Genomic DNA, 17,317 nt, shown 5'->3' with positions numbered 1-17,317 from the left:
GCTGCGTGACCGGGGGAGATTTGCCGCTTGGCGCTCAATGACGACATTGCGCTCCTGTCCAATGTTTCGCTCTTCGCTGACATCGGCGAGGACAAGCTGAGGCTGATCGCCTTCGGCGCCGAGCGCCGCCGGGTGGCAAAGGGCCAGGAGCTTTTCCGCGAGGGCGCGCCGGCCGATTGCGCCTATGCCGTCGCAGCCGGCAGCTTTGTCCTCTCGAAGGCGGGCGCACAGGGACGGCAGCAGCAGGTGATGACGGTCGGCCATGGTGCGCTGCTGTCGGAACTGGCACTCATCTCGATGGTCGAGCGCAAGTTCACCGCCACGGCGCAGGAAGACAGCGAAGTGATCCGCATCAACCGCCCGCTCTTCCGTCGGATGCTGGAGGAATATCCCGAAGTGACCGCCATGGTCGAAGCCCGCATCCGGGAAAACATCCAGGCGATGATCCGGCGCGTCGAGGCGCTTGCCGGGCGGTTTGCCTGACGGGGCACGGCCAGGCGGCACGCGCCCATCCGTCAAAGCTCGAAATGGGCGATCACCGGGACGTGGTCGGATGGGCGCTCCCAGCCGCGCGCTTCCTTGATGATTTCGACGCGGACGAGCTGGTTTGCGAGATCGGCGGAGGACCAGATGTGGTCGAGGCGGCGTCCGCGGTCGGCTGCGGCCCAGTCCTTGGCCCTGTAACTCCACCAGGTGTAGAGCTTTTCCGGCGGTGGCGTGTGGCGGCGCATCAGGTCGACCCAGGCGCCGCCGGTCATGACCGAAATAAGGCCTTCGGTCTCGATCGGCGTATGGCTGACGATCTTAAGGAGCTGCTTGTGCGACCAGACGTCGTGCTCGAGCGGCGCGATGTTGAGATCGCCGACGAGGATCGAAGAGATACCTTCTTCGGCCTCCGCGTGCAGGAGCTTCATCTCATCGACGAAGTCGAGTTTGTGTCCGAACTTCGGGTTGACAGTGCGGTCCGGCTCGTCGCCGCCGGCCGGGACATAGAAGTTGTGCAGGCGGATCGTCTTTCCCCCGGCTGCGAAAACGACCGAGAGATGCCGTGCATCGCCGATACCGCAATAATCGCGACGATCGCTCAGCTGGTGAAGCGGCAGGCGCGAGATAGTGGCGACGCCGTGATAGCCCTTCTGGCCGTGCATCTCGATATATTCGTAGCCGAGCTTGCGCAGCGGCGCGGAGGGAAACTGGTCGTTGATGCATTTGATTTCCTGCAGGCAGAGGATGTCCGGCTGCCATGTCTTCAGGAAATGTTCGACCAGCGGCATCCGCAGGCGAACGGAGTTGATGTTCCATGTGGCAATGGAAAGAGGCATTCCTCATTCTCCCGGGGAAATTACCGGCAAAGGAAGCGTCCGGCAAAGCGGAGCGTTTAAAACAGGTTCAACCCGGATCGACAAGCATGAAAAAGGCCGCCCGAAAGCGGCCGTTTCTCTGATGCCGGCTTTTCCGGCGCCGTTCGTGTTGTCAGACGCACAAAGTCACTGCAGCACGTCCTCGATCCGCTCTGAATCAGCCGCCGCGCCGCTTGTTGCGAACCTCGTCATAGGGGATGCGGAAGACCTTGTCGTCGAGTGCGATACCTGTCCGGACGTTGAAGATCATCACCGAGGTATCCTTCCTCTGCGCGTCGGTGATCGTCCACTGCCGGAGATTGTAGCTCTTCGGGTCGAACATCATCGTGATGGTCGAATCGCCGAAGATCGAGCGGTCGCCCAGCACGATGGTGATGAGGTCCGCTTCCACCTTCACGTCACGCACCATTTTGCTGCTCAAGTCGATCCTCTCACTGAGCAGCAGGTTGAGCGGGGTCTTGGAGAGCGGGTAGATGTCCCAGGTCTTGAGCTTCATATTGCCGATGACGACCGATTTGCCGTCGGCGATGACCCGCATCGGCGAGGGCGCTTCGTAATTGAAGCGAATGCGTCCCGGCCGTCGGATATAGAACTTGCCACCGGTCTGTTCGCCGCGCGGGCCGAACTGGACGAATTCGCCGGCCATTGTCTTCACGGACGAGAAATGATCGGCGATCCTCTGGGCAACGGCAGACGCCTGAGCCGAAGCATGCTTCGAGCCGAACATCGTGGGGCCGAAGCCGGCAAGGGCCGCCAGGCCGCCAATGAAGACGCGCCGCGAGATTGCCCCGTTGCTGCCGTCGGTTTTGGTCTCCATCATCGCAGTCTCCTTCATTCGGGATCATTTGAAGGGCAAGTGGGGCGCCTTCAAGGCGTTGCGAAATCCCAGAAACGCGCCGCCTTCAAATGACCGTTACCCGCCGCCGAGGGGTGCTTCATCGGCCGGTGATTTCAGCCTCGGTCGGCACCAGTATTTCGCGTTTGCCGGCGTGGTTGGCAGGGCTGATTATGCCCTCCTGTTCCATGCGTTCAATCAGCGAGGCGGCCCTATTATAGCCGATTCCGAGGCGTCGCTGCACATAGGAGGTCGAAGCCTTGCCGTCGCGCAGCACGATCGCGACCGCCTGGTCGTAAGGATCCTCGGAGTCGGCGAGGTTGGAAGTGCCGGCCGGTCCGCCGCCCTCGTTCTCGTCGTCATCGTCCTCTGTGATTGCGTCGAGATATTGCGGCACGCCTTGCGTCTTCAGATAGGCGACGACCTCTTCTACCTCAGTGTCGGAGACGAAGGGCCCATGCACGCGCTGGATACGGCCGCCGCCGGCCATATAGAGCATGTCGCCCATGCCGAGCAGTTGCTCCGCACCCTGTTCGCCCAGGATGGTGCGGCTGTCGATTTTCGAGGTCACCTGGAAAGAGATCCGGGTCGGGAAGTTTGCCTTGATCGTGCCGGTTATGACGTCGACCGATGGCCGCTGCGTCGCCATGATCACGTGGATGCCGGCGGCACGCGCCATCTGAGCGAGGCGCTGGACGGCACCTTCGATGTCCTTGCCGGCGACCATCATCAGATCGGCCATCTCGTCGATGATGACGACGATATAGGGCATGGGCGAGAGGTCGAATTCCTCCGTTTCGTAGATCGCTTCGCCGGTCTGGCGGTCGAAGCCGGTCTGAACGGTGCGGGTGATCGCCTCACCCTTGGCCAGCGCCTGTTCGACTCGGCTGTTGAAGCCGTCGATGTTGCGCACGCCGATCTTCGACATCTTCTTGTAGCGCTCTTCCATCTCGCGCACGGTCCATTTCAGCGCCACGACCGCTTTCTTCGGGTCGGTCACGACCGGCGAGAGGAGATGCGGAATGCCGTCATAGACGGAAAGCTCGAGCATCTTGGGGTCGATCATGATGAGACGGCACTGATCGGGCCTCAGGCGATAGAGCAGCGACAGGATCATGGTGTTGATCGCCACGGATTTGCCCGAGCCGGTGGTGCCTGCGACGAGAAGATGCGGCATCTTCGCGAGATCGGCGACCACGGATTCGCCGCCGATCGTCTTGCCGAGCGCCATTGCCAGCTTGGTTTTGGTCGTCTCGAAGTCACGGGAGCCGATGAGCTCGCGAAGATAGACCATCTCGCGCCGCTGGTTTGGCAGTTCGATACCGATCGCATTGCGGCCGGGCACGACGGCGACGCGTGCGGCGATAGCGCTCATCGAACGGGCGATGTCGTCGGCGAGCCCGATGACGCGCGACGATTTGATCCCGGGCGCGGGTTCCAGCTCGTAGAGGGTTACGACGGGGCCGGGGCGAACATGGATGATCTCGCCTTTTACGCCGAAATCCTCGAGAACGCCTTCGAGCATACGGGCGTTCTGCTCGAGCGCGTCGGCCGAAAGCGAGGCGTCGCGCGCGATATTCTTCGGTTCGGCCAGGAAATGGATCGGTGGGAGCGTGAAATCGCCGTCGTCATCGACGAAGGAGCGCTGTGCCTCGCGCTCGATGCGCTGGCCGCTTTTCGGCCGCACCGGCGGCGGGGCAACACGCGAACCTGCAATGGCCGGAGCGGGTCTCGGCGGTGCGGGTCTTGGAGCCCAGTCGGCGGCTCCATCGTCTTCCTCGTCGTCCGGCAGGATGCCGGCGGGCAGGATGCCGGCGGCACGGCGCTCGTCGATATCGAAGGGCGGTTCGTTATCGTCGCTCATCATCGGCGGCGGTGTGACGATGCGGCGCTCGGATCGATCGAGCGAGGGTTCGATTCGCCCGCCACCCGTCTGAGCCTTCGGCCGGACCGGCTCGTTCAGCGTGCCGAATTCGTCATTGTTGAAGTCGTAGGGTTCGTCGTAGTGACGCTTCGCCGGCTTGCCTTTCATGCCGAAGGCGCGGCGAAGCCTGGCCTGCGCCGTGTAGCGAATATGGGCCAGCGAGCCCATCAGCACGGTAAGCGGCCCCCCTTCGTCGTCTTCCTCGAGTTCGTCGCGTATGGTGCGGGCCTTGCTGGGTGCGGGCTCCGGCGCGGAGTCAACTTCATCCTCCTCGCTGACCCCGATAAGGCCGGCGCTGTAGATGAGGCACCAGGCGGCGGGCGCGGCGAAAAGGCAGGCGAGGACGGTCGCAAGGGTGCCCGTCGGGAAGGTTCCGGTAAAGAGCGCGGGAAAACGCAGGATCATATCGCCGAAGACGCCTCCGAGGCCGTTCGGAAGCGGCCAGGTGATCGGCGCCGGTACGCAGCTCAGGGCCGCGCTGGCAAGGACCGAGCCCGCGAACCACAGGCCGAGCCGCTTGAGGATCTTGTCAAAATGCGTGCCGCGGATGAGGACAATGGCCCAGGCGACGGCCGGAAGCAGCGCCACGACACTCGCAAGGCCGAAGAACTGCATGAAAATATCCGCGAAAACGGCGCCGCCATAGCCGAGCAGGTTCGTCGGCTCGTTCGAGGTCGCATAGGAAAAGCTCGGATCCGCGACGTTCCAGGTCGAAAGGGCGGCAATGGCGAGCGCCAGCCCACCGAGGAGAACAAACCCCGCCAGCGAGGCGATCTGCCGCCAGACGAAGTGGGTCAGCACGAACCGGTTGGAACGGCTGTCAAGCGTTGCGGGATTGCTTCTGCTCATGTTGCCTGCTTTGCCCGTTTCGATCCGCCGGAACGAGAGCGGCCGGAAAGAGACCGCTCATGAAATTCCAGCCCTTTTCAGTGCGGGAGCAGCCTCTCCGCCTGGATCCGGGCGAAAATCAGGATGCTCCGGGCACATTGCGTGCCCATGGAATCAACCTAAGCGAAGCAGGGTTAATGCGACATTAACCATGCGCGTGCAGCGGCAAATTAGCCTGTCTGCCGCATGTTCCCTAGCTGAACCGCGCAAAAAAGTGCCCGGATCCTGCGATCCGGGCGAAGGGCGATCCGCAGGATGCGGACCGCGACGGGACTGTTGGCGGCGTCGTTTGCCGACGCGGCTCAGCTCGCGTGATAAGCGGCTTCGCCATGCGAGGAGAGGTCGAGGCCTTCCCGCTCCGCTTCCACGCTGACGCGCAGGCCGACAAGCGCATCGACCACCTTGTAAAGGATGACGGAAACGACGCCGCACCAGACGATCGTGATGGCGACTGCCGTGAGCTGGGTCATGAGCTGGCCGGCCATGGTCACGCCGTCGGCATAGCCGATGCCGCCGAGCGACGAGGAGGCGAAGATGCCGGTAGCGATCGCGCCGAAGAAACCGCCGACGCCATGAACGCCGAAGACGTCTGCTGTGTCGTCATAGTGGAACTTGTTCTTGATGACCGAGACGAAGAAGTAGCAGAGCGGCGAGACGATCAGGCCCATAATGATGGCACCCATCGGGCCGGCGATACCGGCAGCCGGGGTGACGGCGACGAGGCCGGCAATCATGCCCGAGGCGGCGCCGAGCATCGACGCCTTGCCACGCGTCAGCGTTTCGACGAGCGACCACGAAAGAACTGCGGCAGCCGTTGCGAGGAAGGTGTTGACGGTAGCCAGAACCGCACCGCCGGATGCTTCGAGGTTGGAGCCGGCATTGAAGCCGAACCAGCCGAACCACAGCATGGCCGCTCCGACAAGCGTCAGGGTCATCGAATGCGGGGCCATCATATCCCTGCCATAGCCGATGCGCTTGCCCACCATGAATGCACCCACGAGGCCTGCGACGCCGGCATTGATATGGACGACGGTGCCGCCGGCAAAATCAAGCGCGCCCATGCCGAAGAGCAGCCCGTTGGCGTCCCAGACCATATGCGCGATTGGAAAATAGACGAATGTCGCCCAGAGAATGGAGAAGAGGATTGCGGCCGAGAACTTGATACGCTCGGCAAAGGCACCGACGATGAGTGCCGGGGTGATCGCGGCGAAGGTCATCTGGAACAGCATGAAGAGATATTCCGGGATGACGACACCGTCGGTGAAGGTCGCAGCCGTGCTATCGACGGTCACGCCCGCGAGGAAAAGCTTGGCGAAGCCGCCGAAATAGGCGCTGGTCGAGCCGCCGAATGCAAATGAATAACCGTAAACGACCCAGACGATCATCATGGCGGCGCCGATGACCGTGCACTGCATCAGCACCGACAGCATGTTCTTGGCTCGTACGAGGCCGCCGTAAAAGAGGGCAAGGCCCGGAATCAGCATGAACAGGACGAGCAGCGTCGAAAGGAACATGAACGCGGTATCGGCCTTGTCCGGCACCGGTGTTGCGGCCGCGGCGGGTGCCGCTTCCTGAGCAAATGCAACGACGGGCGCGAGCATGGCGGAAGCCGTCGCGGCCACGCGCCGAAGAGAGGTGGAAGGAATGAATGACGACATCGGTAATAGCTCCCTGAACGGCGTGGTTTACAACGCTTCCGCGTCGGTCTCGCCGGTGCGGATGCGCACGGCGTGGTCAATCGAGTAGACGAAAATCTTGCCGTCGCCGATCTGGCCGGTCTTTGCGGCCGCGGCGATGGCTTCGACGGCCCTGTCGACGATCTCTGTCGGAACTGCGATCTCGATCTTCAGCTTCGGCAGAAAGCTCACGGCATATTCGGTGCCGCGGTAAATCTCGGTGTGCCCCTTTTGGCGGCCGTAGCCCTTCACTTCGGTCACGGTCAAACCCTGGATGCCAACGGCAGTGAGGGCTTCGCGAACCTCATCGAGCTTGAACGGCTTGATAATGGCCATCACAATTTTCATCGAGTTCCCATCCTTGTCCGCCTCCAGCGGAGGCCATCTCTCCTTGCTGCTTGAGCGCCTGACGCGCTGGCAACCGGAAAGCTACATTCAAGGGGCGTGCCAGATTCGATGAAGCAGAACAAACCACTGAAAACTAATGGAAAAAATTTGATTGGAGCGGCATCTGCCCGAGGGAGCTAAAAAAAAGCCACGTGGAATGATTATTATTCGGGCAGAATCGAAAAATTGAACTAATTTTATGCAGTTGCCTTTTTGCGGATCAATCCTTCCTGCGCCACAGAGGCAATCAGAACGCCGGAGCGATCGAAAAGGCTGCCACGGGTCATGCCGCGCGCGCCGTGCGCACTCGGGCTGTCCTGGGTGTAGAGCAGCCAATCGTCCATCTTCGAGGGCCGGTGGAACCACATTGCGTGGTCGAGGCTCGCGACCTGGAGGCTGCGGTCGAACACCGACGTGCCGTGCGCGTAAAGCGATGTGTCGAGAAGCGTCATGTCGGAAAGATAGGCAAGGACGGCGGCCTGCAGATGGCGCTCGTCAGGCACCGCGCCGACCGCTTTCACCCAGACGTCCTGCTTCGGCGATGCCTTGGCTCGTGAGAAATAATGCTCGAGCGAGACGGGGCGGATTTCGATCGGCCGCGGCCGCTCCCAATAACGGCGGATCGCCTCCGGCGCGTGGACGAGGAACTTCTCCTTGAGTTCCTGCTCGCCCGGCAGCGTCTCCGGCATAGGCACGTCCGGCATGTCGAACTGGTGTTCGAATCCATCCTCGTCGTATTGGAAGGAGGCCGACATGGCGAAGATGGCCTTGCCGTGCTGGATCGCCGCCACGCGCCGCGTGGCGAAGCTCGAGCCGTCGCGGATCCGGTCAACTTCGTAGACGATAGGGACCGACGGATCGCCCGGCCGCATGAAATAGGCGTGCAGTGAATGGACGTAACGGCCTCCTTCGACCGTGCGCTGGGCGGCGACCAGCGCCTGGCCGATCACCTGGCCGCCGAAGACCCGCTGCCAGCCGACCTGCGGGCTTAAGCCCCTGAAGAGGTTCTCTTCGAGCTTTTCGAGGTCGAGTATCGCAAGCAGCGCGTCCATTGGCGTGGCAGTCTCGGTGAGGCGCGACATCTTGGCGGTCTCCTATGGTAGGAACGGCGATGGCATTGATCTATATAGGCACGAGATGATGCTCAAGTGCGGGAGACGAGGCGGATGATCGATGTATTGATTGCCGGGGGCGGTTATGTCGGCCTCTCGCTTGCGGTATCGCTGAAAAAGGCGGCACCCCATCTCGATGTCATGGTTGTCGATGCCGCGCCGGAAGGCGCCTGGAAGAAGGACGAGCGGGCGTCGGCCATCGCGTCGGCCGCCGAGCGGATGCTCGAGATCCTCGGCGTGTGGCAGGCGATCGCGCCGGAAGCGGAGCCGATCCTGAGGATGGTGATCACCGATTCGAAGACGGCGGATCCCGTGCGCCCGGTCTTCCTCACATTCGAGGGCGATGGCGGTGACGGCCGGCCCTTCGCCCACATGGTACCGAACACGGCCCTCGTCGGTGCGCTTCGCCGCGCCTGTGACGAACTCGGCGTTTCGGTCCGGCAGTCGACCCTGGTGGAGAGTTTCAAGACCGGAGATCATTCCGTTGCCGTTACGCTCGCTGGAGGGGAGGCGGTCGAGTCGCGGCTGCTGGTCGCCTGCGACGGCGTTCGCTCCAGGCTGCGCGAGGCGGCGGGCATCAAGGTCGTTGAATTCGATTACGGCCAGTCGGGCATCGTCACGACCGTCGAGCACGAGCGGCCGCACGGCGGAACGGCGGAGGAGCATTTCCTGCCGGCCGGCCCTTTCGCGACGCTGCCGCTCAAGGATAATCGCTCCTCGCTCGTCTGGACGGAGAGCACCTATGATGCAGAGCGCCTGGTCAAGGAAGATGATTTCATCTTCGAGGAGGAGTTGGAGCGTCGCTTCGGCCATAAGCTTGGCCGCCTCAAGGTGGTGGGCGGACGGCGCGCCTTCCCGCTCGGCCTCACGCTTGCGCGGGATTTCGTCGCGTCGCGTTTCGCGCTCGCCGGGGATGCCGCACATGGGATACACCCGATTTCCGGACAGGGGCTCAACCTCGGCTTCAAGGACGTCGCGGCTCTTGCCGAAACGATCGTCGAAGCGGACCGCCTCGGCCTCGATATCGGCTCACTCGCCGTTCTCGAGCGTTATCAGACGTGGAGGCGTTTCGATACCTTCCGGATGGGCGTTACGACGGACGTCCTCAACAGGCTCTTCTCCAACGACATCATGCCGGTGCGGGTCGCGCGCGATTTCGGACTCGGCGTCGTGGACCGCATGCCGTCGCTCAAGAAATTCTTCATCCGCCAGGCGGCGGGTGCGCCCGGCAGAAACGATCCGCGGTTGCTCGCCGGCGAGCCGATTTGAGATAATTTGAATTCTTTCTCGGTCTGCGGCAGCGTCCGCTCCGAACATTATTCTTCGATCTTGCGTGCCTCCGAGATCAGCATGATCGGCACGCCGTCGCGGATCGGATAGGCGAGGCGGGCCTTTTCGGAGACCAGTTCGTTGGCTTCCGGATCGTAGCTGAGGCGGCCCTTGGTCAGGGGGCAGACGAGCAGTTCCAGGAGTTTCGGGTCGACCTTGCTTGCGTTGACGTCCATGCTCTTTTCACTGCAGGATGTTGTCGAGATCGCCGAAATCCCTGGCGAGCACGATCTCGGTGATGGCGATCAGCGTTTCGGCGCGCGTCTTGAGGTCGGGTGCCTCCAGCAGGGCCTGTTTTTCCGCCGGCCCATAGGGCGACATCATCGCCATGGAATTGACGAGGGTACGGTTGCTTGCCCGTTCCACGCTTTCCCAGTCGGCCTCGAGCTTGTTGGCGTCGAGATAGGCACGGAAGGCCGCCAGAAGGGCGCCCCGGTCGACAAGGCTCTCATCGTCCGCGTTTTCGAGATCGCTGGCAAAGGGGCCGATGCGGAAGCGCCGATAGCCGCGGGCGCCGGCGACCTCGGAGAAGAGCCGGAAACGGCAGACGCCGGTTAGCGAAGTGATGTATCGGCCGTCGCCGGTTTCGGCGAAAGAGGTGATGCGGCCGATGCAGCCCACCTGGCAAAGGGCCGGGACCGGCGAGGAATCGATGTCGTTGCGGCCTTCCGCGAAGGAGGGCTGGACGATGCCGATCAGACGATTGCCGGCGAGCGCGTCATCGAGCATTGCGAGATAGCGGGGCTCGAAAATGTTGAGCGGCAGCTGCGCGGCGGGAAGCAGCAGCGCGCCCGTCAAGGGAAACACCGGAAGAATCTCCGGCAAGTCCTTCGGACCGAGATAGCGCGCATTTCCGACATGCATTCCGACAGACCCTGCAGATGGCGGCCGCGCCTCGTCGACACGCGGCGCTGTAGGACCAAAAAATGGTGCGGTACTCCGAATTCTCAAGAAGGAGTGCACCGGAATCGATCGGCTGCGGCTGAAAAAATTGCCGCGCAGCCGTTACGAAAAGAGAATCGACGACAGCTTGCGCCGTGCCGCGATCGTTGCCGGATCCTTCGGCCCCCATACCTCGAAGAACGACAGCAGTTCGCGCCGGGCGCCGTCGTCCTCGAAGCTGCGGTCGCGCTTCATGATGGTCAGGAGGTGTTCGGCGGCGGCGGCCCGGTCGCCCTCCACATTGCGGATCTTGGCAAGCTTGAGCCGTGCGCCGTGGTCATCCGGATCGAGCGCGAGCTGACGCTCGAGCGCCGTCGGGTCACCGAGCTTGCGGGCCTCCTCGATCTGGTCGAGCTTTTTCGAGACGGCAGCGACGGACGCTTCATTGGCGAGCGCCTCCGGCAAGCCGGAAAGCGCCTGGCGTGCCTCGGCGAGCTGCCCGAGCGCGATCATGCATTCGATCATCCCGGCTACTGCCGTGGCATTCTCCGGATCCGCCTGCAGGACCGCACCGTAGAGGCCGGCGGCGTTCTGCGCGTCGCCTGCATCGAGCAGCGCCCTGGCTTCCCCAAGCACATTCTCGATCTCGGCCGTTGCGTCGTCTGTGCCCGGGCCGGCGATGCGGTCGATGAACTCCTTGATCTGGCTTTCGGGCACGGCCCCCATGAAACCATCAACCGGTCGGCCGTCGACGAAGGCGATCACTGCGGGAATGGACTGAATACCGAGCTGGCCCGCAATCGAGGGATGATCGTCGATGTTCATCTTGACGAGCTTCACCCGGCCGGCGGCTTCCTTCACCACCTTTTCGATGACCGGGGTCAGTTGCTTGCATGGACCACACCAAGGCGCCCAGAAATCGACGAGAACCGGCTGCTGGCGGGATGCCTCGAGCACGTCGCGACTGAAGGCGGCGGTCGTCGTCTCCCTGATCAGGTCGTCCGGGATCAAGCCGTTCGGACCGCCCGCGGCGCTTTCCGGCCGTACACCGAAGGAAGCCGAGCCCGTCATCTGGCTGCCGAAGGAACCTTGATAGGGATTGTCGCTACCGCTCATTCTTCTCTCCTCGCGGACTCGGGCGTCCGGTTTTCATGCATTCGCGCCAAAGATCGTATGTCAGGCCGTTACTTTCAAGACAAGCGGCTCGTGTCCTGTCGCTTCCATGAAGCGCAGCATGTCCTTCGACGCGATCGAGGTCGTCTGGTCGTTCGAGAGCGGATGGCAGTTGATCGTGTCGAAAGCCATCAGGGTCTCGTCGAGAATGATCTTCACCTTGCCTTCGGTGTCGTTGATCGCCCCGAAGGCGGTGACGGCGCCCGGTATCACGCCCAGATACTCCATCAGCTTCTCCGATCTGCCGAAGGAAACCTTGCTTGCCGCGCCGATGATCTGGTGAACGGCCTTCAGGTCCACCGTTGCGTGCTCCTCGACGGTTAGAAGGAAATAATTGTCCTTTTTGTCCTTCAGGAACAGGTTTTTTGTATGTCCGCCGGGGATTTCATCGCGCAGCGCCACCGACTCGGCGACGGTAAAGACCGGCGCGTGCCGCGTCGTCCTGTGTTCGATTCCGAGTTCGTCCAGAAAACGGAACAGGTCCTCCGCCGTCTTCGGCTCTGCCTTGCTCATGGTCACCCTTTCTGCCGTGCGATATCCCGCATGGTTTAAGGATGGGCGGAAGATTTCGCAATCTCATGCGCGGCATTGCGCCGCCGCAACAACGGCATCCCCGGTCTTCGCATACGCTCACAAAAAAATTCTTCGCGTTCGCGTCATTTCCCTGTTGCATTTGAAAAGGGCTTGGGCCATATAGCGCCCGTCGCCGCAAGACGGGGTGACGCCCTGGTCCATAGACTACCCCCGGACCTGGGTCTTATGAGCGGGTGTAGCTCAGGGGTAGAGCACAACCTTGCCAAGGTTGGGGTCGGGCGTTCGAATCGCCTCACCCGCTCCAGTTTTCCAAGAAATAGCGATATGTAATGAAGCCGCCGAAAGGCGATCGAAGTGTCCGCAAGGATCACTTCGCAGCCTCGTTCCGGCGATGCGCAGCCTCGGCGTCGTGTATCGTGCCCCCGAGGGCAATGAGGCGCTTCCCGATCTCGACGCGCACAAGCGCCTGACGCACGATCGCGGCCGTTTCCAACACTGGCATTGCCATGCTGGTAGCAGGGATCCTGATCGAGCTATTCGCCCAACGCTGCCAACGCCTCGGCCGCATCGCCGTCTATGATCAGACCGTTGACGACGCCGCTGCGAAGCAGGGCCCGGGCCGCCTGGATTTTCTCCAGGCCGGCGATCAGCAGGAGCACCGGCAGAGCCTTCAGCTCTTCGAAACCCAGTGCGATGGTCCGTTCGTTGAGCTCATGGTCGACCTGCCTCCCTTCGCTGTCGAAGAAAATGCCGTTGGTGTCGCCGACGGCGCCGGCCTGCCGCAGGCTTTCGAGTTCGGTGCCGCTGATCATGCCCTGGCGCCGTAAAAGCGATTCCTCCGTCAATTCACCCGCGCTGATGAAGCAGACGGAAGCACTGCGGGCGATTTCCAATGCCTTGACCACGGAACGTTGTGAGATGAGGACCTTTTTGTCATCTACCGAGTCGGCGATGAAGGGCACCGGAAGAAAATAACCTTCGCCGCCGGTGCGTCTCGCGAGGCTGTGCACGACTTCGAACGGGTTATAGGCATTGTTTGCCGTCAACGACCCCATGATCGAGATGAAGCGCGCATGCGGCGCCCGAACGCCGGCCAGATGCAAGGTCATCTGTTCGATCGTTCGGCCCCAACCGGTCCCGACCGTCAGGGAATCGTTCTCGGAAAGCAATGTTTTCAAGTGATTGGCGGCAGCCACGCCCACGGCTCGGAAGGCGATCTGCTTGCGCACTTCGCTGTCTTGCTTGGACGTATCGTGAAACCCGAAGGCCGGTGTGGAGATGCAGAAATCAAGCCCGAAGCGCGTGCGCAGCCTGTCCTCGAGCGGCAGGACACCGACCCGCCGATGGTCGATCGAAATGCTGACAAGCCCGCTCTCGCGCGCCTCGGCCAGCATTTTATTGACCCTGGCACGGGTGAGGCCCAGCCGGGCGGCGGTCATTTCCTGGTTGAGGCCGCCGACATAGTAAAACCAGGCCGCCCGCACCATCAGCGCGTCATCATCTTCCGACATTCCATCCCTTTCCTTACAAATGTATTTTAAGTTGACAAATGTAACGCTGTCAATTTACATGACTGCATTCGCCTAGTGAGCGCGAATGGGGAAGTGGGTCAATGTGGCCCGCCGTGGAGGAGATCAAATGTCAGCTAATTGGAGGAAGGCGGCGGCCGCCGCCGTCGTAGGATTTCTATTGAATGCAACCGGCGCGAATGCGCTGAATCTCGCCTGGGTGCACGCAAATGCCGCCGCCCAATCCGAGCAGCGGGTCAAGGCCGGCTTCGATGCCTGGCTGAAGGAAACCGGCAAGGACTGGAATGTGAGCCTGCTCGACAGCGGCGGCTCCGGCGAACGCACCGCATCCAACCTTCAGGACGCGGCTTCCCGCGGCGTCGATGCGATCATCATCACCATGGCGGATCTGCGCGCGTCCCGCGCCGCAATCGATGCCGCGGTCGACGCAAAAATCCCGATCATCACCGTCGACAGCGGTTACATTCCGGGCGTTCTGGTCGACGTCACCACAAATAACTGGGCCATGTCTTCGGATGTTTCGCCCTATCTGCTGAACGAACTGGGTGGGAAGGGCCGCATCATATTCCTTCGCATGGCCGAACATCACGGCACCCGCAAGCGCGGCGACGTGATGGAGACCATCCTCAGGGAATACCCGGACGTGAAGGTTCTGGCCGAGCACAACATCGACTACACCGCCTTCTTCGAGGATACGACATCGACGATGCAGGATTATGCATCCCGGTTCGGAGACGAGATCGACGCCGTCTGGGCTCCCTGGGACGAGCCTGCGCAAGCGGCGATCAACGTGCTGCAGGCTGCCGGCCTCAAGAACGTGAAGGTTATCGGCATCGACGGCCATCCCAATGCCGTCACCGAGGTCTGCAAGCCGGACGGTCTGATGATCGCCACAGTCAGTCAGCCCTTCGAGAAGATGGGTGCACAGGCCGGCGCGTGGATCGAGGAGATCGTCGTCAGGAAAGAAGACCCAGCCAAGGTCATACCGGCGAAGACGGTCTATATGGACGCCCCGTTGGTCACCAAGCAGAACTGCAAGGACTTCCTCCCGAAGTGACCGAAGGGCCGGCTCCGTCTGAGGAGCCGGCCCGGACTCGACTTGGATTCCGCAGCGTCGCTCGCGATGCGGGGAAAAGGCAATGGAAGCGAGGACCAGATGGCCGTCAGTCTTTCCGGCATCGTCATGCAATATCCGGGCACGCGCGCGCTCGACGACGTAAGCGTCGACTTTCGCTTCGACGAGGTCCACGGCCTTATTGGCGAAAACGGGGCGGGCAAGACCACGCTTGTCAGCGTTCTGGCCGGCAGCAAACTGCCGACTGCCGGCAAGATCACGATCGACGGCAGGCAAGCGGTACTGCACAGTGCCGGTGACGCGCTGCGCAAGGGCATTGCCCATGTCTCGCAGGAGGGGTGCCTGGTTCCCGGGCTCAGCGCCGCCCAGAATATCCTGCTCGGAGACGAGCCGAGAAATGCGCTCGGCATCATCAACAAGCGTGAACTCAGCAGCCGCGCGGCAGCTCTGCTCGAGAAGTGGTTTCCTGAGGTCTCCATCGACCTCGACATGACCATCGACAGCTTGCCGATGGCCGACCAGAAGGTCATCGAAATCGTGCGCGCATTGCGCGGCGATATCCGGCTGCTCATCCTCGACGAGCCGACGGCAACGTTGCCGGCGCGCGAAAAGGAAAATCTCTGGCGCATCATCAAGACATTGCCGGCCCGCGGCGTCGGCATCGTTCTGATCAGCCACTTTCTATCGGAGGTGAAGGCGCTGAGCGACAGGATTACGGTGCTTCGCGACGGCCGCCACGTCTCCACCCTCGCATCGGTGGAGGCCAGCGAAGCGCAACTCGTCGATCTCATGCTGCAGCGCGCCGGCGGGGCGGGGACGGGGACCGCCGCGGCACAAGTGACCCGCACGATCGGCGACGCGGTGCTCGAACTCGAAGAGTGGAAGGCGGGCGCTGTCGAAGTCGACCGCTTCGCGATCCGGTCAGGGGAAATTGTCGGCCTGATCGGTCTTACCGGCGCCGGCCATTTCGGTTTTGCCCGGTCGATCTACACCGGGGAAGGCGTGGTCCGCGGCGAGACGCGGTACAAAGGTCAGTCACTGAGGAGCGTCAACGCCCGCGACATGCAGAAGCGCGGCGTCGCCTTCATCCCCGATCAGCGCATGGAAAACGCGCTCGTCGCGGATTGGGATGTGCGTGAGAACCTCGCCATGGTGCATCCGCAGCACGCGACCTTCGGGTCCACCGGCGTGCTCTCACCGCGCAAGGAAGTGCATGAAGCCAACGAGATCATGTCGCTCCTCAACATCAAGGCGCATTCCTCGGCGCAGATGATCAAGGATCTCAGCGGGGGCAACAAGCAGAAGGTCTCGATCGGCAAGTGGCTCTACGGTGCCGGCGAGCGCTACAGCCTGATGATCTTCATCGAGCCAACCGAAGGCGTCGACATCGGCGCCAAGCGCGAAATCCACGGTCACCTGAAGCGGCTGGCGGCGCAGGGTGCGGCCATCATCGTCACGTCGTCGGATCTCATGGAGATCGCCGACATCTCCGACCGGGTCATTCCGTTTGTCGGCGGACGGGCTCACCCCATCATCGAGCGAGCCGATTTTTCCGAGATCCGATTCATCTCTGCCATGGCAGGAGTAATTCAATGAATGCAACCTCACAAACCCTGGCAGGTGCCAAAGGCGTGACGGCGAGCCGAGGCCGCAAGGACTGGCTCCTCAGATACAGCACGCTCTTCGCGCTTATCGTTCTGTTCCTTGGCTTCGCCATCACCGTCGATCGATTCCTCACGGCGTCCAACCTGCTCAACATCATCCAGCAGATTTCGATGCTGACGATCGTCGGTGCCGGATTGACCTTCGGCTTTGCCGCGCGTGAAATGGATTTGTCGGTCGGCTATATGGTTGGTCTTTCCGGTATCCTCGTGCCGTTGCTGCTGATTTCGGGTGTGCCGCTGCCGCTTGCGCTTCTCGCTGGAGTCGGCGCCGGCTTCGCGGTCGGCGCAGTCAATTCCGCATTGGTGACGCTTGTCGGCGTGCCCTCGCTGATAGCGACCCTGGCAACAGGTTCGATCCTTTACGGCATCAACTTTCTCACGACTGGCGGCCGCGCCATCTATGGCGGCCTGCCGGATGCCTATCTGTGGATGGGGCAGGGGCGGTTGCTCGGGATTCCCGTGCTCGCCTATGCAATGGTGCTCTTCGTGCTGCTGGCATGGTTCCTGATGGAGCGGACGATTTTCGGCCGCTACATCTACGCGGCCGGCGGCAATCTCAGGGCGGCGGAGCTCTCGGGCGTCAACGGCCGCTTCTACCGTGCCGCGGCGCTCGTCGTCTGCAGCCTCTTTGCTGCTGTCGCCGGCGCATTGCTGGCCGCGCGTCTCGGCTCCGGTCAGCCGAATGCCGGCGAGCGCTACCTGCTCGATGGCCTGGCAACCGTGTTCATCGGCATGACGATGATCCGTCCCGGCACGGCGACCGTCACCGGCACCTTCTTCGGGGCACTGTTCATCGGCGTCATCAACAACGGACTGAACCTTGTCGGCATGGACACCTACATCCAGAGCATCGTCAAGGGACTGATCATCCTGGTCGCCGTAGCGATCGTCTCCCGGACGACGAAGCTCAAGCTTCTCTGATCGCGGAATCCCGAATCATGAACCATA

General features: G+C 62.1%; 17 protein-coding genes and 1 tRNA gene. 6 read left to right on the top strand and 12 right to left on the bottom strand.

Features of this window, described 5'->3' with window-relative positions:
• The first annotated feature begins 27 nt into the window (after window positions 1-27).
• Complete coding sequence (locus FB009_RS08515; RefSeq protein WP_012067262.1) at window positions 28-483, top strand: cyclic nucleotide-binding domain-containing protein; 456 nt, start codon at window positions 28-30, stop codon at window positions 481-483.
• A gap of 32 nt (window positions 484-515) precedes the next feature.
• Here the strand turns inward: FB009_RS08515 and FB009_RS08510 are convergent, their stop codons facing one another.
• The 6 genes from FB009_RS08510 to tesB all read right to left on the bottom strand — a co-directional run bounded on the left by FB009_RS08510 (window position 516) and on the right by tesB (window position 8,153).
• Complete coding sequence (locus tag FB009_RS08510) at window positions 516-1,322, bottom strand: exodeoxyribonuclease III (RefSeq protein ID WP_012067261.1); 807 nt, start codon at window positions 1,320-1,322, stop codon at window positions 516-518.
• A 196-nt stretch (window positions 1,323-1,518) separates the two neighbouring features.
• Entirely contained in the window at window positions 1,519-2,181 is a 663-nt protein-coding gene (locus FB009_RS08505) for an outer membrane lipoprotein carrier protein LolA (protein WP_012067260.1), read from the bottom strand.
• Between the two features lie 115 nt (window positions 2,182-2,296).
• Window positions 2,297-4,969, bottom strand: a complete 2,673-nt coding sequence (locus FB009_RS08500) for a DNA translocase FtsK (RefSeq protein ID WP_012067259.1) — start codon at window positions 4,967-4,969, stop codon at window positions 2,297-2,299.
• A gap of 341 nt (window positions 4,970-5,310) precedes the next feature.
• Window positions 5,311-6,666: an ammonium transporter gene (locus FB009_RS08495; RefSeq protein ID WP_012067258.1), complete on the bottom strand. Its 1,356-nt coding sequence runs from the start codon at window positions 6,664-6,666 to the stop codon at window positions 5,311-5,313.
• Between the two features lie 27 nt (window positions 6,667-6,693).
• Window positions 6,694-7,032 carry a P-II family nitrogen regulator gene (locus FB009_RS08490; RefSeq protein WP_012067257.1) on the bottom strand — a complete coding sequence of 113 codons (339 nt, stop codon included), beginning with the start codon at window positions 7,030-7,032 and terminating at the stop codon, window positions 6,694-6,696.
• A gap of 236 nt (window positions 7,033-7,268) precedes the next feature.
• Window positions 7,269-8,153 carry an acyl-CoA thioesterase II gene (gene tesB, locus FB009_RS08485; RefSeq protein ID WP_012067256.1) on the bottom strand — a complete coding sequence of 295 codons (885 nt, stop codon included), beginning with the start codon at window positions 8,151-8,153 and terminating at the stop codon, window positions 7,269-7,271.
• Window positions 8,154-8,237: 84 nt separating this feature from the next.
• Here tesB and FB009_RS08480 point away from each other — a divergent pair, with 84 nt between their 5' ends.
• Window positions 8,238-9,452: a ubiquinone biosynthesis hydroxylase gene (locus tag FB009_RS08480; RefSeq protein WP_012067255.1), complete on the top strand. Its 1,215-nt coding sequence runs from the start codon at window positions 8,238-8,240 to the stop codon at window positions 9,450-9,452.
• A gap of 47 nt (window positions 9,453-9,499) precedes the next feature.
• On the opposite strand, the gene FB009_RS08475 is transcribed toward FB009_RS08480, so the two are convergent.
• From FB009_RS08475 to FB009_RS08460, 4 genes are all read right to left on the bottom strand, one after another.
• Window positions 9,500-9,688 (bottom strand): Trm112 family protein, encoded by a 189-nt coding sequence (locus FB009_RS08475; RefSeq protein WP_012067254.1) that lies wholly within the window; start codon window positions 9,686-9,688, stop codon window positions 9,500-9,502.
• 7 nt (window positions 9,689-9,695) lie between these two features.
• Entirely contained in the window at window positions 9,696-10,376 is a 681-nt protein-coding gene (locus FB009_RS08470) for an LON peptidase substrate-binding domain-containing protein (RefSeq protein ID WP_012067253.1), read from the bottom strand.
• A 141-nt stretch (window positions 10,377-10,517) separates the two neighbouring features.
• A complete protein-coding gene (gene trxA / locus FB009_RS08465) occupies window positions 10,518-11,510 on the bottom strand; it encodes a thioredoxin (RefSeq protein WP_012067252.1) in 993 nt (330 codons plus the stop codon).
• Between the two features lie 60 nt (window positions 11,511-11,570).
• Window positions 11,571-12,080, bottom strand: a complete 510-nt coding sequence (locus FB009_RS08460) for a prolyl-tRNA synthetase associated domain-containing protein (RefSeq protein ID WP_012067251.1) — start codon at window positions 12,078-12,080, stop codon at window positions 11,571-11,573.
• Window positions 12,081-12,330: 250 nt separating this feature from the next.
• On the opposite strand from FB009_RS08460, the gene FB009_RS08455 reads away from it, so the two are divergent.
• Window positions 12,331-12,405: transfer RNA gene (locus FB009_RS08455), tRNA-Gly, on the top strand.
• A gap of 63 nt (window positions 12,406-12,468) precedes the next feature.
• On the opposite strand, the gene FB009_RS32680 is transcribed toward FB009_RS08455, so the two are convergent.
• Both FB009_RS32680 and FB009_RS08450 read right to left on the bottom strand, forming a co-directional pair.
• Window positions 12,469-12,609, bottom strand: coding sequence for a hypothetical protein (locus FB009_RS32680; RefSeq protein WP_018209266.1), 141 nt, complete (start codon window positions 12,607-12,609; stop codon window positions 12,469-12,471).
• A 25-nt stretch (window positions 12,610-12,634) separates the two neighbouring features.
• Window positions 12,635-13,612, bottom strand: a complete 978-nt coding sequence (locus tag FB009_RS08450; RefSeq protein WP_012067250.1) for a sugar-binding transcriptional regulator — start codon at window positions 13,610-13,612, stop codon at window positions 12,635-12,637.
• Between the two features lie 127 nt (window positions 13,613-13,739).
• On the opposite strand from FB009_RS08450, the gene FB009_RS08445 reads away from it, so the two are divergent.
• The 3 genes from FB009_RS08445 to FB009_RS08435 are packed head-to-tail and all read left to right on the top strand — an operon-like array spanning window position 13,740 to window position 17,290.
• On the top strand, window positions 13,740-14,687 hold the full coding sequence (locus tag FB009_RS08445; RefSeq protein WP_012067249.1) for a sugar ABC transporter substrate-binding protein: 948 nt from the start codon (window positions 13,740-13,742) through the stop codon (window positions 14,685-14,687).
• Between the two features lie 42 nt (window positions 14,688-14,729).
• Entirely contained in the window at window positions 14,730-16,301 is a 1,572-nt protein-coding gene (locus FB009_RS08440) for a sugar ABC transporter ATP-binding protein (protein WP_018209268.1), read from the top strand.
• Window positions 16,298-17,290, top strand: a complete 993-nt coding sequence (locus FB009_RS08435; RefSeq protein ID WP_018010064.1) for an ABC transporter permease — start codon at window positions 16,298-16,300, stop codon at window positions 17,288-17,290. The genes FB009_RS08440 and FB009_RS08435 overlap by 4 nt, the downstream gene beginning before the upstream one ends.
• Window positions 17,291-17,317: the final 27 nt, after the last annotated feature.

Source organism: Sinorhizobium medicae (assembly GCF_007827695.1).
Classification (GTDB): Bacteria; Pseudomonadota; Alphaproteobacteria; order Rhizobiales; family Rhizobiaceae; genus Sinorhizobium; species Sinorhizobium medicae.
Note: the sequence above shows the minus strand (reverse complement) of the source record. Positions and strands in the feature narration are given on the sequence as shown.